Source organism: Roseibacterium elongatum DSM 19469 (assembly GCF_000590925.1).
Classification (GTDB): Bacteria; Pseudomonadota; Alphaproteobacteria; order Rhodobacterales; family Rhodobacteraceae; genus Roseibacterium; species Roseibacterium elongatum.
Genome location: NZ_CP004372.1, coordinates 2,179,187 through 2,193,055, shown reverse-complemented (window position 1 = coordinate 2,193,055; position 13,869 = coordinate 2,179,187). Strand labels below are relative to the sequence as shown.

The following is a 13,869-nucleotide window of genomic DNA, read 5'->3' as shown; positions in this document are numbered from 1 at the left end:
CTCAAATCTCCGCCGTCTCGGTCTGTGCCATGGCCCGCTTTTCCATCCAGGCGGCCAGGCGGGTATGGGCCGAAATGCCGCGTGCCTCGATCCGCACCTCGCGGATCATCTGCCCGTCGCGCAGGTTGGCGTGATGCACCATTTTCTCTGTCAGATCAGGCCCGAACAGTTCGGTCTCGATCAACTCGCGTTCCTCGGGGCCGAGGTCGAGCACATGGGGCTGGGGCCGGGCCGACTGGATCGACACCAGCGTCAGCGGGGTCACGCGCGCCAATTCGGATTGCTCGATGACCAGGGCCAGTTCGCCCTCGGCGACATCGCGATAGGCCGCGATCTTGCGCAGTACCGCCTTGGCGCGAAAGGCCAGGGTATCGAGGCGGCGCGCGGCCTCGTCCTCGGACATCAGGCGCGCGCGCCCCTTGTCCGACAGGCGCAGCACCTTCATCTCGACGAACCCGATCAGCAGCACCATCGCCAAAGGGGCCTGCGTCACCGGCAGCGCCATGCGTGACGACGAAAAGGCCAGAAAGACAAAGGGAATGAGCGCCGCGAGATAGCGCAGCAGCTGCATTTCCACCAGCAGGCGCGCCCACAGCCCCGGGCGCGCCTGTCGGGGGATCAACGCCACGCGGCCAAAGAACTTTTTCGGAAGCGAGCGTGTTTCCAATACCCCCGCATTTCGTATCGTGTCCTGCGTGACGACCAGCATCGGCAGCCCCCGTGTTGCCTCGCATCCAGAGCCTAGCGTAAATCGTCGCCGGACCAAGGGCTGCGGGTGGTTTGTGGGCAAGGCGTTGGGTATACCGCCCCTGACGCTTGCCCACCATGGAAGGACCCGCCCCTATGGCATTCGACGCGCTGACGCTGACCTGTTTCAAGGCTTATGACATCCGCGGACGTCTCGGCGACGAGTTGAACGAGGATATCGCCTATCGCATCGGGCGCGCCTTTGCCCAGGTGCTGGGGGCGAAACGTGTCGTTCTGGGCCGCGATGTGCGCCCGACCTCGGACAGCCTTGGGCAGGCCGTGGCGCGGGGGCTGATGGCCTGCGGCGTCGAGGTGCTGGACCTTGGCCTGTCGGGCACCGAAGAGACGTATTTCGCCGTCACCCATCTGGGGGCCGATGGCGGGATCTGCGTGACCGCCTCGCACAACCCGATGGATTACAACGGCATGAAGATGGTGCGCGCAGGCTCGGCCCCGATCGGCAAGGCCGAGGGGATGGCGGAGATTCAGGCCTTGGCCGAAACGGGCGAATTCGCCCCCGAAATCGACGGCGGCACGGTTGTGGACGCGTCCGGCACGCGCGACGCCTATGTCGAAAAGCTGCTGGAGTTCGTCGAGATCGACGCGCTCAAGCCGCTGAAAATCCTTGTGAATGCCGGAAACGGCGCTGCAGGCCCCAGCTTTGACGCCCTCGCCGACGGGTTGGCGGCCGCTGGCGCGCCGCTGCAATTCGTGCGCATGCATCACGATCCCGACGGGTCCTTTCCAAACGGCATCCCCAACCCACTTCTGGACGAAAACCAGCCGGTGACTGCGGATGCCGTGGTGGCCGAGGGTGCCGATATGGGCGTGGCCTGGGACGGCGATTTCGATCGCTGCTTCTTCTTCGACCACGAGGGCGGCTTCATTCCCGGCGAATATGTGGTCGCCCTGTTGGCCGAGGCGTTCCTCGCCAAGGAGTCGGGGGCCAAGATCATCCACGACCCGCGCATCATCTGGGCCACGCAGGACATCGTCGCCCGAATGGGCGGCGAAGCCATCCAGTCGCAATGCGGCCATTCCAACATCAAGCAGGTCATGCGCGACACCGGCGCCGTTTACGGCGGCGAGATGTCGGCGCATCACTATTTCCGCGATTTCATGGCCTGCGACAGCGGCATGATCCCGTGGCTGCTGGTCGCCGAACTGGTCAGCCGCCGTGGCGAAAGCCTGAAAGACCTCGTGGCCGAACTGCGCTGCTCTTACCCGTCGTCGGGCGAGCGGAACTTTCGCGTCGATGACGCGAAGGCCATGATCGCGAAAATCGATACTGCCTACGGCGCCGCTGCGAAAGACCGTGACGAAACCGACGGCCTGAGCCTGAGCTTCGGCGATTGGCGTTTCAATCTGCGGGCGTCGAACACCGAACCCCTGCTGCGCCTGAACATCGAGTCCAAGGGCGACCCTGCCCTCGTTCAGACAAAACTGGCGGAAATGCAGGACCTGATCCAAAGCTGAATCATAGCATGTGGATAACTTGTGGATAGGTGGGCTTTGAATCAGGCTGACCCGTCCTTGACCCCTTTTTATGTCGATCAAGGCGGTGAATCTACAAGGTACGACATCCATGGGCATGCAGCGGCACCCGGTGTGCACGCCGCTTGGTCTTGCCCATCGCGGCCCCCTGCCCCATGCTCGCGCCAGCGCAGCGTGCAGGGTGCCGGATGAGCCATGACCTGATGATCCGCGGCGGTCGCGTTATCACCGCCGACGGCCAATTTACCGCCGATATCGCCGTGTCGGCCGGGCGCATCACCGCCATCGGCCACGGGCTGGGCATGGCGACCGAAACGATCGACGCGACCGGATTGATGGTGACCCCCGGCGGCGTCGACCCGCATTGCCATATCGAGCAGATGTCGGGCATGGGCCTGATGAATGCCGACACGTTCGAAACCGCCACCCGATCCGCCGCGATGGGGGGCACGACCAGCGTCATTTCCTTCGCCGCGCAGGGCAAGGGGCAGCGTCTGTCCGAGGCGGTGGCCGACTATGCCGCACGGGCCACGCGCGGGGCGGCCATCGATCACGCCTTTCACCTGATCGTCGCCGACTCTGCGGCCCCCGATCTCGAGGCCGATCTGCACAGCCTGATCGCCGCCGGGCATCGCTCGATCAAGGTGTTCACCACCTACAATATCGGGCTGGGCGATGCCGAGATCCTGCGCGTCCTGCGTATCGCACGCACGGCCGGCGCGCTGACCTGCATCCATGCCGAAAACGATGCGATCATCGCCGAGACACGCACCCGCCTGCTGGCCAAGGGACGCACGCGCCCGATCGACCACGCGGCCTCGCGCCCCCGCGCGGCCGAGATCGAGGCCGTGGCGCGCATGTGCCGCCTGGCCGAATTGGCACAGGCCCCGGTCATGATCTTTCACGTCTCGACGCAAGAGGCCGCCGCCGAAATCCGCGCGGCCCGTGCCCGTGGCGCACCGGTCTGGGCCGAAACCTGCCCCCATTACCTGTTCCAGACCGAGGATATCCTCGACAAACCGGGGATCGAGGGGGCGAAATGGATGTGCTCGCCGCCGCAACGGACCGCCCGCGATCAGGCCGCCCTTTGGCAGGCGCTGGCGCTCGGAGACCTGCAGGTCGTGTCCTCGGACCACGCACCCTATCGCTTCGATGACACGGGCAAGCTGTCCGCGGGGCCGGACGCCCCCTTCCCCGCCATCGCCAACGGGATGCCGGGTCTGGAGTTGCGCCAACCGCTGATGTTCGAGGCAATGGTCAGCCGCAGACGCCTCGGCCCCGAGTCGTTCGTGGCGCTGACCGCCACCCTGCCCGCGCGGCTCTACGGCCTTGACCGCAAGGGTGACATAGCCCCGGGCATGGACGCCGATCTGGTGCTGTGGGACCCGACGCGCGAGGTCACCTATGGCGCGAACGATCTGCATGACAATGTGGGCTACAACCCGGCCGAGGGCACGACCGTGCGGGGCTGGCCGGTGCGCACCATCCTGCGCGGGCGCACGATCATGCAGGACGGCACCTATCTGGGCCAACCGGGAACCGGCGACTGGATCGCACGACCGCGCATCGGCACCCACCCCACCGCCATCACCGGAGTTCCGACATGACCACCACACGCCCCGAGGCCCCAAACCAGTTGGCCATCACCTTTCTTTACTACCGCGACCTGCCCCGGGCCGAGGCGTTCTACCGCGACGTGATGGGGTTTCCCCTGGTGATCGACCAGGGCGGGCTGGCCAAGATCATGCGCATCTGCGACGGCGCCCATGTGGGCCTGGTGGACGAGGCGCATGGCATGCACAAATGGGCCGAAACGCGGCCTGTGCAGCTCTGCGTCCGGGTGCCGGATGTGGATGCGTGGTACACCTATATCGAGGCGCAAGGCGTTGAAAACCTGTCGCAAATGTTCGTCAATGACGCGATCGGCATTCGCGCCTTCGTCTTCGACGACCCCGAGGGCTACCAGGTCGAAATCCAGCAGGCCACGCGGGCGGGCGCATGAGCCGGCTTTACGTCATCAACCCCAACTCCTCGCAAAAGGTCACGGACGGGATCGCCGCCGCCCTCACCCCATTGCACGGATTGGGCGTCGAGATCGCGTGCCGCACCCTGCCCGAGGGGCCGCCCGGCATCGAATCCCAGGCGCAGGCCGACGAGACGATCCCCCACATGCTGCGCCTCGCCGCCACGCTTGAGGCCGACGCGGCAGCCTTCGTCATCGCCTGTTTCGGCGATCCTGGCCTGCATGCCCTGCGCGACCGCACCGCCAAACCGGTGCTCGGCATCCAGGAAAGCGCGGTCATGACGGCGCTGACCCTCGGACACCGGTTCGGCGTGATTGCCATTTTGCCCGCCTCGATCCCGCGGCATCTGCGGGCCTTCGGGGCGATGGGCGTCCGCGATCGGCTGGCCGGTGACCGCGCGCTCGGGCTCGCGGTGGCCGATCTCGCCAACGAGGCAGCCACCCTGGCGCGCATGACCGAGGTCGGGGCAACGCTGCGCGACACTGACGGCGCCGATGTGCTGATCCTGGGCTGCGCCGGCATGGCGCGGTTCCGCGATCCCCTGGAACGGGCGCTCGGCCTGCCGGTCGTCGACCCCTGTCAGGCCGCTGCGGCCATGGCCATCGGGCGCATCGCGCTCACCCAATCCCACAGCGTCGGAGTCGAACATGCTGGATGAAACCGCCAAGGGCGTCTTTACCATCGCCGTCACCCCCTTTCTGCCCGATGGGGCCCTCGATGAGGCCAGCATCGACAGCATGGTCGCCTTTTACGAGGACAAGGGGGCCACCGGCCTGACGATCCTGGGCATGATGGGCGAGGCCGGCAAACTGTCCGCCGAGGAATCCGTCACCGTTGTGCGCCGCGTCATCGCCCGGGCCTCGGTGCCCATCGTCGTCGGCGTCTCGGCCCCCGGCCTCGCCGCCATCAGGGCGCTGGCCGACACCGCGATGGAGGCCGGCGCCGCCGGCGTCATGGTCGCCCCGCCCGCGGCCCTGCGCACCGATGACCAGATCACCGGCTATTTCCGCAACGTTTCGGAAACGCTGGGAAAAACCCCTTGGGTTTTACAGGATTTCCCGCTGGTGACGGGGGTGCAGATGTCGCCCAAGGTCTGCCTGCAGATCTTCGCCGAGAACCCCAGCTGCGTGATGCTGAAACACGAGGATTGGCCGGGCCTCGAAAAGATCTCCGCCCTGCGCCGGGCCGAGGCCGAGGGCGCGCGGCGCGTCTCGATCCTGTGCGGCAACGGGGCACAATTCCTGCCCGAGGAAATGCTGCGCGGCGCGGACGGGGCGATGACGGGCTTTGCCTATCCCGAAATGATGGCCGAGATCGTGCGCCTGACAGGCGCGGGCGAGGTCGAGGCCGCGCGCGATCTCTTCGACATCTACCTGCCGCTCGTCCGCTACGAAAGCCAGCCGGGCCTTGGCCTTGCCATCCGCAAATACACGCTGGCCAGACGTGGGGCCATCGCGCATCCCACCGTGCGCAAACCGGCCCCCGCCCTCAGCGACGCCACGATTGCCGAGGTCGAGGCGCTGATCGCCCGGCAAGAGGGCCGGCTGAGCGCCCGGACCTGACCCCATCCTTATCCTGAAAACATGCCTGCGCGCGGCACGCGCGAGAGCGCGGCAAGGGGCTCGATGCCCCTTGCCGCGCTTGCCCGGGCGACGTGCGCAGGCACGGCGCAACCCTTTGCCGGATCAACAGGCCAGCTGCACCTCGCTGGCCGGGGCCTGTTGCACGATCCCCTGATCGAACAGCGCGGCGATCTCGCTATCGGGCAAGCGCGCCACGTCGCCCAGGATCGCCTCGGTATGCGCGCCGAGGGCCGGCGCCGCACGCGGCGCCTCGCGTGGTTCCGAGGAAAAGGAGAACGGCGTGCCCGGCACCTTGAAGGTGCCGATGCCCGGCTGCTCGATCCGGCTGAACATCGGGTTGTCCAGCGACAGATCCGGGTCCTCGGCCACGGCGCGAGCAAAGTCGCGAAAGATCGACCACGTCACCCCGGCCTCGTCGAAATGCGCAGCGAAATCGGCCAGCCTGCGGGCGGCGAACCACGGGCGCAGCACCTCGGTGATGGCGTGGCGATGGCGGAACCGCGCGCCTTCGTCGCGCAGGCTTTCCCCAAGGCGCGTTTCCAGGGCGGCCATGTCTTCGGTCGTGCCCGTCACGTTCAGCAGGCCGCGCCATTGCCGGTCGGTCAGCCCGATCACCATCACGCGCTCGCCATCGGCGCAGAGGAAATCCTGCCCGTAGGCGCCGTAAAGCGCATTGCCCGATTTGGGCCGCGACACGCCGTTCACCTCGACCTCGCCGATGATGCCCAGATGCCCCAGCATGGCGGCCGCCACATCCTTGAGCGACAGGTCCACGGCACTGCCCTGCCCCGTGCGCAGGCGCTTGCGTTCGGCCGCCAGCAGTGCGCTGACCACCATGTTGCCGGCAATGCAGTCCCAGGCCGGCAGGGCATGGGCCACCGGCTCGGTCGAGCCTTCGGGGCCGGTCGCCTCGGGAAAACCGATGGCCGGGTTGACGGTATAATCGACCGCCGGACGCCCGTGGCGGTCACCCATCAGCGTGACCATGCACAGGTCGGGGCGGCGGGCCGACAGGGTTTCGTGGTCCATCCAGCCGCGCACGCGCAGGTTGGTGATGAACAGGCCGGCATCCTCGCCTGGCGCGGTGATGATCTCGGTGATGATCTCGCGCCCGCGCGGGTGTTTCATGTCGATCGCGATAGACCGTTTGCCCTTGTTCAGGCCGGCCCAGAACAGGCTTTGGCCGTCGCGGGTCACAGGCCAACGGCCCGCATCGAGGCCCCCCTGCAACCGGTCGAAACGGATCACATCCGCCCCCATCTGCGCCAGCGTCATACCCGCCAGCGGAACAGCGACAAAGGCCGAACCTTCGACCACGCGCATACCATCGAGAATTCCCATCAGTCCCACTCCGCCGTTGCTTGCATGCCGAGGTAGCCCTCGGGCGCTGCCGTTCCCAGATCCATCGATTTCCCACCTGGCGCGAGGCGCCCCTGAAGCCGCAGATCATGGCTGTGGAACATCGGATGCACGCCACGAAAGCGAAAGCGCCTTGGCGGTTCTCCCACATGACGCTTGGCCGTCTCCATCAGCATGATAGCCTGCATCGGCCCGTGTGTGACAAGGGCCGGATACTTCTCGACCTCGCGCGCATAGGGCAGGTCGTAATGGATGCGATGCGCATTGTAGGTGGCCGCCGAGAAACGGAAAAGCCGTGCTTCGTTGATTGGCACGGTCTCGTCGAAATCGGGCGTTTCCAGTTCGGGAATGCGTTTTGGCGCTTTGAACTCGTCGGGGATGTGCAGGTAGACGATATCCTGCTCTTCCTCGACGAAGCAGCCCGTCTCGCCCTCGATCTGATGGGTCACCGTGACAAAGACCATATCGCCGGTGCCCCCCGTCTTGGGGGTCACCGACTTGATGGTCGAGATGCGCCGCAGGCGTTCGCCGATGCGCAGCGAACCGGAGAACGACAGCTTGCCCGCCGCCCACATCCGCCGCTTGAAGGCCAGCGGCGGCAGGAAATCGCCCAGTTTCGGATGCCCGTCCTCGGCCAGTTGGCTGAGCGGCACGAATTCCGGAAAGGCCGCCCAGTGCCACAGCCGAGGCATCAGGCAGCCACGCCGCACATCCCGCCGCAGCGACAGCGGGTGCGAGACGGCGGCGCTCATCATGCCGGCCAGTTCCGGCGTCAGACAGCCCCAGCGTTCTTCGGTCCGGCCGACCCACTCCTCGGCCTCGCGCATTGCGACCATGGGAAATGTCTCCACGCGGCTCATGCGGCCGCCTTTACACCAAGAACACGTGCCACGGTCTCACCCATGACCGAGGGGTTGGGCGCAACGGTAATGCCGGCCTCCTGCAGGATCTCGACCTTTTCCTGCGCACTTTCGCCAAAGGCCGAGATGATGGCCCCCGCGTGACCCATCTTGCGGCCCTTGGGGGCGGACAGGCCCGCGACATAGGCCACGACCGGCTTGGTCATGTGCTCGCGGACGAATTGCGCGGCCTCGGCCTCTTGCGGGCCGCCGATCTCGCCGATCATCATCACGGCGTCGGTCTCGGGGTCGGCCTCGAACAATTCGAGAATGTCGCGGAAGGACGAGCCGTTGATCGGGTCGCCGCCGATCCCGATGGAGGACGAAATACCGATGCCGAGCGCCGACATCTGGCTGGCGGCCTCGTAGCCCAGGGTGCCCGAGCGGCCCACGATACCCACGCGGCCGGGCTTGTAGATATGCGGCGGCATGATCCCCATGAACCCCTTGCCGGGGCTGATGATGCCGGCGCAGTTGGGCCCGATCAGGCGCATCTTCTTTTCGCGCGGGTAGCGGCGGAGAAAGCGCTTGACCTTCATCATGTCCTGCGCGGGCAGACCGTCGGTGACGCAGACGCAGGTCTTGATGCCCGCATCGGCGGCCTCCATCATGGCGTCGGCGGCAAAGGGCGGCGGCACGAACAACAACGACGCCTCGGCCCCGGTGGCCTCGACCGCCTCGCGCACGGTGTCGAACTGGGGCCGGCCAAGCGCGGTGGTGCCGCCCTTGCCGGGGGTGACGCCGGCCACGACATTCGTGCCCTCGTCGATCATTTCCTGGGTGTGGAACTGGCCGATGCGGCCGGTCATCCCCTGCACGAGGACTTTCGTGGTCTCGGTGATCAGAATAGCCATGGTTCTGTCTCCTTATTCGGCGGCAACGGGATGCGGGCGGGCGGCCACGGCGGCCTCGGCCGCGCCGGCCAGTGTCTCGGCCGAGATCAGTGGCAAGCCCGAGGTCTCGATGATGCGCCGCCCCTCTTCGACATTGGTGCCCGACAGGCGCACCACGACGGGAATGGTCAGGCCGACCTCCTCGTAGGCCTGAACGACCCCTTTCGCGATCCAGTCGCAACGATTGATGCCGGCGAAGATGTTGACGAGGATCACCTCGACCTTGGGATCGGTCAGAACCGTGCGAAACGCCGTCACGACGCGTTCCGGGCTGGCCCCGCCGCCGATATCGAGGAAATTTGCAGGTTCGCCGCCGGCCAGCTTGATCATGTCCATCGTCGCCATGGCCAGACCGGCGCCGTTGATGATGCAGCCGATGTCGCCATCGAGGCCGACATAGGCCAGGCCGTTATCGGCGGCCATCGCCTCGCGCGCGTCCTCTTGGCTGGTATCGCGCAGCGCCTCGACCTGCGGGCGGCGGTAAAGCGCATTGGTGTCGAAGCTCATCTTCGCATCCAGCGCCACCAGATCGCCGGTGCCGGTAATGGCCAGCGGGTTGACCTCGACCATCATGGCGTCGAGATCGCGATAGGCGCGGTAGCAGGCGCGCAGCATGGTCACCATCTGGCCGATCTGCTTGCCCTTGAGCCCCAGCTTGAACGCCAGTTCCCGTGTCTGGTATTCGACCAGGCCGGTGGCCGGATCGATCACCATGCGCACCAGGCTGTCGGGGTCGCTTTCGGCCAATTCCTCGATCGCCATGCCGCCATGGCCCGAGGCCACGATCATGATCCGTTCGGTTTTCCGATCGAGCACGAAGCCCAGGTAGATCTCCTGTGCGATGTCGGTCGCTTCCTCGACCCAGAGGCGATAGACCCCCTTGCCGCCCGCGCCGGTCTGCTTGGTCACCAACTGCGTGCCCAGCAGGGATTGCGCATAGTCGCGGATCTCGGCCTCGGAGCGGCAGACCTTGACGCCGCCGGCCTCGCCACGGCCGCCCGAATGGATTTGCGCCTTGACCACCCAGGCGTCGCCGCCCAGTTGCCGGGCCTGATAGGCCGCCTGTTCGGGCGAATAGGCAAGACCGCCACGCGGGACGGGAACCCCGAACCCCGCAAGGATTTCCTTGGCCTGGTATTCGTGAATATCCATCTTCTTTCCCTCCGATCCGGGCGCGCGCATCGGGCGCGCGCCGCCGCTAGGTTAAGACTTGGCCGCGATGGCGCGGGCCACGTCGATCACGTTCTGGGCCATCTTCTCGCTGGCCGCGTCGATCATCTTGCCGTCGAGGCTGGCAGCGCCACGCCCCTCGGCCTCGGCTTTCTTGAGTTCTTCGATGATGCGCTCGGCGCGCGTCACCTCGGCCTCGGGCGGGCTGAAGACCTCGTTGGCCAGTTCGATCTGGCTGGGGTGGATCGCCCATTTGCCCTCGCAGCCCAGCGCGGCGGCGCGGCGCGCGCCGTCCTTGTAGCCCTCGGGATCGCTGAAATCGCCGAACGGGCCATCGACGGCGCGAAGCCCGTAGGCACGGCACGCGATCACCATCCGCGTGATCGAGGCGTGCCACTGATCGCCCGGATAATCCGGGTTCAGCCCGCCGATATTGACCGTTCGCGCCCGCATCGACGCCGCATAATCAGCCACCCCGAAATGCAGGCATTCCAGCCGCCCGCCGAATTGCGCGATGGCCTCGACATTGGCCATGCCAAGCGCGGTTTCGATCAACGCCTCGAGGCCGACGCGCTTTTCCTGTCCGCGGGCCTGCTCGATCTGGTTGACCATGGCCTCGACCATATACAGGTCGGCGGGCACGCCCACCTTGGGCACCAGGATCGTGTCCAGCCGGTCGCCGGCCTGCTCCATGATGTCGACCACATCGCGATACATGTAGTGGGTATCGAGCCCGTTGATGCGCACGCTGACCGTCTTGCCCTTGGCGTTCCAGTCGATGTCGTTGAGCAGTTGCACGGCGTTCTTGCGCGCCTGTTCCTTCTCGGGGGGCGCGACGGCGTCTTCGAGGTCGAGAAACACGACATCGGCGGCGCTTTCGGCTGCCTTTTCGACCATCGCGGGGTTCGAGGCCGGCACGGCCAGTTCGGAACGATGCAGCCGTTGCCGCCGCAGCGGGTGAAGCGTGTGAGACACGGGTTTCTTCCTTTTTACAGTCTGTTACTCGGCCGCGATGCGCAGCCTGGGTTGCGCCGTCGCCACCCCTGTGAAATGCCTCTGCGCCTCGGCCACGCCGGCGCCCATCGGGATTTGCGCGCCTGCGCGCACCAGCGCCATCTCGGCGATGGACAGGGCCGTCAGGCACATCCCCTCGTTCAGGTCACCCAGATGCCCGATGCGGAACGCCTTGCCCGCCAGACGCCCGAGGCCCGAGCCGAAACTGGTGTTCATCTCGTCATAGGCGATCCGGATCACCTCGCGCGCATCGACCCCGTCGGGGGTGCGGATTGTCGAGACGGTGTTCGAATAGAGCGACGGGTGCTCGGCCACGAGGTCGAGACCCCAGGCATGGATGCCCCGGCGGATGCCCTCGGCCAGGCGGGCGTGGCGTGCGATGACCTCGTCCAACCCCTCGGCGAAGATCCGGTCGAGCGCGGCCCGCAGGCCATGCAGCAACATGGTGGGCGGCGTGTAGGGGAAATAGCCCCCCGCGTTCATGGCGCGCATATCCTCGAACTCGAAAAAGGCGCGGCGCATGGTCGAGGTCTTTGCCGCGACGGCCGCCTTGGCGCTGACCGCCAGAATACCCAGACCGGCGGGGCACATCAGCCCCTTCTGGCTGCCGGTCACGGCAAGGTCGACGCCCCAGTCATCCATGCGGAAATCGATCGACCCGATGGAGCTGACGCCATCCACGAAGAGCAGCGCATCGTGGAAGGACGCATCGAGCGCCCGGCGCACGGCCGCCACATCCGACACGACGCCGGTCGCGGTTTCGTTATGGGTGACGAACACCGCCTTGATCTCGTCGCGCGTGTCGGCGCCGAGGCGACGCTCGAACTCGGCCACCGGCACGCCTGCGCCCCAGGCCACGTCGATCACCTCGACCTCGAGGCCAAGGCGCTGCGCCATCTGCACCCACAGGTCGGAAAACTGGCCGTAGCGGGCCATCAGGACCTTGTCGCCAGGGTTCAGCGTGTTGGTGATTGCTGCTTCCCACGCGCCGGTGCCGGACCCCGGCAGCAGGAACACCTCGCCGGTGCGGGTGCGAAAAACCTGCTTGAGATCCTCGAACAGACCGATGGTCAGATCCCCGAAATCCGACGCGCGCATGTCCTGCTGGCCGATATTCATCGCGCGGCGCACGTCATCCGGCACATTGGTGGGGCCGGGAATGAAGAGATGGGTCTGACCGGTTTTCATGGGCTGAGTCCTTTTTCGCCTGTGGCTTGCACCCACGTTTGCCCAATTTGCGGGCGCGAGTGAAATCTTTCCGGGTCCTGCTGTAAATGCGAGAATTTACATGCTATAAAATCTGTAAACTTGTGAAATTTTCTGGATACAAAGGCATGCTGAAAACCTTCATCGGCCCCCGTCTGCGCCGCCTGCGGCTGGACCACGATCAGACACAGGCCCAGATGGCCAAGGCGCTTGGCATCTCGACCTCCTACGTTAACCTGCTGGAAAAGAACGAACGCAGCGTCTCGGTGCCGGTGCTGCTGAAACTGTTCGATGTCTATGGGGTCGACTGGCGCGAGATCGCGGAAGACGACGACACCGCCGTTCTGGCCGATCTGCGCGCCGCCTTGCAGGACAGTTTCTTCGAGGCCAATCGACCCGACCTTACACAGATGCGGGCCGCACAGATCCACGCGCCGGATCTGGTGGCCTCGTTCCTGAAGCTGCACCGCGCCTATCTGGCCGCGACCGACCAACTGGCCAGTGTCGCGGGCGGCTCGGGCGATGCGGCGCAGATGCTGACCACCTCGCCCGAGGCGGCGGTCCACAACTTTTTCCGGCGCCATCACAACTATTTCGAGGCGCTGGAACAGGCGGCGGAAACCTTCTGGGACGGTCGCCGCGTCGAGCCGGACGATATCTACGCCGCCCTCAAGGCACGTCTGATGGACAGGCTGGGCCTGCGCGTGCGGCTGGTCACCGTCAACGACATGCCCGATTCCTTGCGCGAATACGACGAAGACCGGCGCGAGGTGCTGCTGTCCGAGGCGCTGGACCATCCCAACCGGGTATTCCAACTAGTCCATGTGGCAGGTCTGATCGAACACAAAGGGATGCTGGACACGATCCTGGCGCAATCGGGTATCGACGATGCGCATGGCCTGGCGCGCTGTCGGGTCGAACTGTCCAACTATTTCGCCGCGGCCGTGCTGATGCCCTATGGCCCATACCTGTCCGAGGCGCTGAGCTGTAAATACGATTTCGACCATCTGGCCACGCGCTTCGGGGTCAGTTTCGAACAGGCCTGCCACCGCGCGACCACGCTGCAGCGCTCGGGCGCGCAGGGCGTGCCGTTCTTCTTCCTGCGTGTGGACAAGGCCGGAAATGTCACCAAGCGCTTCAACGCGACCGATTTCCATCTGGCCGAATATGGCGGCGCCTGCCCCCGGCTGGACGTGCACACCTCGTTCCGGACACCGGGGCGCATCGTGCCGCAATTCGTCGAGATGCCCGATGCCAGCCAGTTTTTCGTCTTTTCGCGCACGGTCGACCGCCCCAGCGTAACGCGCCACAACCAGGATGTGCGCCTCGCCGTCGCCATGGGCTGCGCGACCGAACATCTGGACCAGATCGGCTATGGCGAGGATCTGCGCGCCAGTCACACGCATCCGACGCCGATCGGCATCAACTGCCGTATCTGCCCGCGGGTGAATTGCGACCAGCGCGCCCATAACGCGGTGGT

The 13,869-nt window shown here is 66.0% G+C and carries 12 protein-coding genes and 1 pseudogene; 6 read left to right on the top strand and 7 right to left on the bottom strand.

The genetic code is table 11. The annotated features are described in order from the left end of the window. Position 1: 1 nt before the first annotated feature. Positions 2–709 carry a hypothetical protein gene (locus tag ROSELON_RS10645; protein WP_025312384.1) on the bottom strand — a complete coding sequence of 236 codons (708 nt, stop codon included), beginning with the start codon at positions 707–709 and terminating at the stop codon, positions 2–4. Between the two features lie 134 nt (positions 710–843). Between ROSELON_RS10645 and ROSELON_RS10640 the strand changes: the two genes are divergently transcribed. The 5 genes from ROSELON_RS10640 (at position 844) to ROSELON_RS10620 (ending at position 5,827) form a co-directional block, all read left to right on the top strand. Beyond that, positions 844–2,223 carry a phosphohexomutase domain-containing protein gene (locus ROSELON_RS10640; RefSeq protein ID WP_038650370.1) on the top strand — a complete coding sequence of 460 codons (1,380 nt, stop codon included), beginning with the start codon at positions 844–846 and terminating at the stop codon, positions 2,221–2,223. 206 nt (positions 2,224–2,429) lie between these two features. After that, positions 2,430–3,848, top strand: a complete 1,419-nt coding sequence (hydA, locus tag ROSELON_RS10635; RefSeq protein ID WP_025312382.1) for a dihydropyrimidinase — start codon at positions 2,430–2,432, stop codon at positions 3,846–3,848. After that, complete coding sequence (locus ROSELON_RS10630; protein WP_025312381.1) at positions 3,845–4,243, top strand: VOC family protein; 399 nt, start codon at positions 3,845–3,847, stop codon at positions 4,241–4,243. Before hydA ends, ROSELON_RS10630 begins: the two co-directional genes overlap by 4 nt. Beyond that, positions 4,240–4,923: an aspartate/glutamate racemase family protein gene (locus ROSELON_RS10625; protein WP_025312380.1), complete on the top strand. Its 684-nt coding sequence runs from the start codon at positions 4,240–4,242 to the stop codon at positions 4,921–4,923. Before ROSELON_RS10630 ends, ROSELON_RS10625 begins: the two co-directional genes overlap by 4 nt. Then, entirely contained in the window at positions 4,913–5,827 is a 915-nt protein-coding gene (locus tag ROSELON_RS10620) for a dihydrodipicolinate synthase family protein (RefSeq protein WP_025312379.1), read from the top strand. Before ROSELON_RS10625 ends, ROSELON_RS10620 begins: the two co-directional genes overlap by 11 nt. A 123-nt stretch (positions 5,828–5,950) precedes the next feature. Here ROSELON_RS10620 and ROSELON_RS10615 read toward each other — a convergent pair whose 3' ends face one another. The 6 genes from ROSELON_RS10615 to ROSELON_RS10590 are packed head-to-tail and all read right to left on the bottom strand — an operon-like array spanning position 5,951 to position 12,371. Then, on the bottom strand, positions 5,951–7,192 hold the full coding sequence (locus ROSELON_RS10615) for a CoA transferase (protein WP_025312378.1): 1,242 nt from the start codon (positions 7,190–7,192) through the stop codon (positions 5,951–5,953). Next, positions 7,189–8,067, bottom strand: coding sequence for an FAS1-like dehydratase domain-containing protein (locus tag ROSELON_RS10610; RefSeq protein ID WP_245605326.1), 879 nt, complete (start codon positions 8,065–8,067; stop codon positions 7,189–7,191). Before ROSELON_RS10610 ends, ROSELON_RS10615 begins: the two co-directional genes overlap by 4 nt. Beyond that, a complete protein-coding gene (gene sucD, locus ROSELON_RS10605; RefSeq protein ID WP_025312376.1) occupies positions 8,064–8,960 on the bottom strand; it encodes a succinate--CoA ligase subunit alpha in 897 nt (298 codons plus the stop codon). Before sucD ends, ROSELON_RS10610 begins: the two co-directional genes overlap by 4 nt. A gap of 12 nt (positions 8,961–8,972) precedes the next feature. Next, complete coding sequence (locus ROSELON_RS10600) at positions 8,973–10,151, bottom strand: malate--CoA ligase subunit beta (protein WP_025312375.1); 1,179 nt, start codon at positions 10,149–10,151, stop codon at positions 8,973–8,975. 51 nt (positions 10,152–10,202) lie between these two features. Continuing rightward, a complete protein-coding gene (locus ROSELON_RS10595) occupies positions 10,203–11,144 on the bottom strand; it encodes an HpcH/HpaI aldolase/citrate lyase family protein (RefSeq protein WP_025312374.1) in 942 nt (313 codons plus the stop codon). A gap of 24 nt (positions 11,145–11,168) precedes the next feature. Further along, on the bottom strand, positions 11,169–12,371 hold the full coding sequence (locus tag ROSELON_RS10590) for a pyridoxal-phosphate-dependent aminotransferase family protein (protein ID WP_025312373.1): 1,203 nt from the start codon (positions 12,369–12,371) through the stop codon (positions 11,169–11,171). Between the two features lie 86 nt (positions 12,372–12,457). Between ROSELON_RS10590 and ROSELON_RS17830 the strand changes: the two are divergent. Next, positions 12,458–13,807: pseudogene (locus ROSELON_RS17830) on the top strand (helix-turn-helix domain-containing protein); the annotation flags it as partial. Positions 13,808–13,869 lie beyond the last annotated feature (62 nt).

What these genes read in the sequence shown, in the direction of transcription:
- ROSELON_RS10630 (WP_025312381.1), top strand. Translation starts at nt 3,845, where the DNA reads ATGACCACCACACGCCCCGAGGCCCCAAACCAGTTGGCCATCACCTTT.
- ROSELON_RS10625 (WP_025312380.1), top strand. Translation starts at nt 4,240, where the DNA reads ATGAGCCGGCTTTACGTCATCAACCCCAACTCCTCGCAAAAGGTCACG.
- ROSELON_RS10590 (WP_025312373.1), bottom strand. Translation starts at nt 12,371, where the DNA reads ATGAAAACCGGTCAGACCCATCTCTTCATTCCCGGCCCCACCAATGTG.
- ROSELON_RS10610 (WP_245605326.1), bottom strand. Translation starts at nt 8,067, where the DNA reads ATGAGCCGCGTGGAGACATTTCCCATGGTCGCAATGCGCGAGGCCGAG.
- ROSELON_RS10600 (WP_025312375.1), bottom strand. Translation starts at nt 10,151, where the DNA reads ATGGATATTCACGAATACCAGGCCAAGGAAATCCTTGCGGGGTTCGGG.
- ROSELON_RS10645 (WP_025312384.1), bottom strand. Translation starts at nt 709, where the DNA reads ATGCTGGTCGTCACGCAGGACACGATACGAAATGCGGGGGTATTGGAA.
- hydA (WP_025312382.1), top strand. Translation starts at nt 2,430, where the DNA reads ATGAGCCATGACCTGATGATCCGCGGCGGTCGCGTTATCACCGCCGAC.
- ROSELON_RS10640 (WP_038650370.1), top strand. Translation starts at nt 844, where the DNA reads ATGGCATTCGACGCGCTGACGCTGACCTGTTTCAAGGCTTATGACATC.
- sucD (WP_025312376.1), bottom strand. Translation starts at nt 8,960, where the DNA reads ATGGCTATTCTGATCACCGAGACCACGAAAGTCCTCGTGCAGGGGATG.
- ROSELON_RS10620 (WP_025312379.1), top strand. Translation starts at nt 4,913, where the DNA reads ATGCTGGATGAAACCGCCAAGGGCGTCTTTACCATCGCCGTCACCCCC.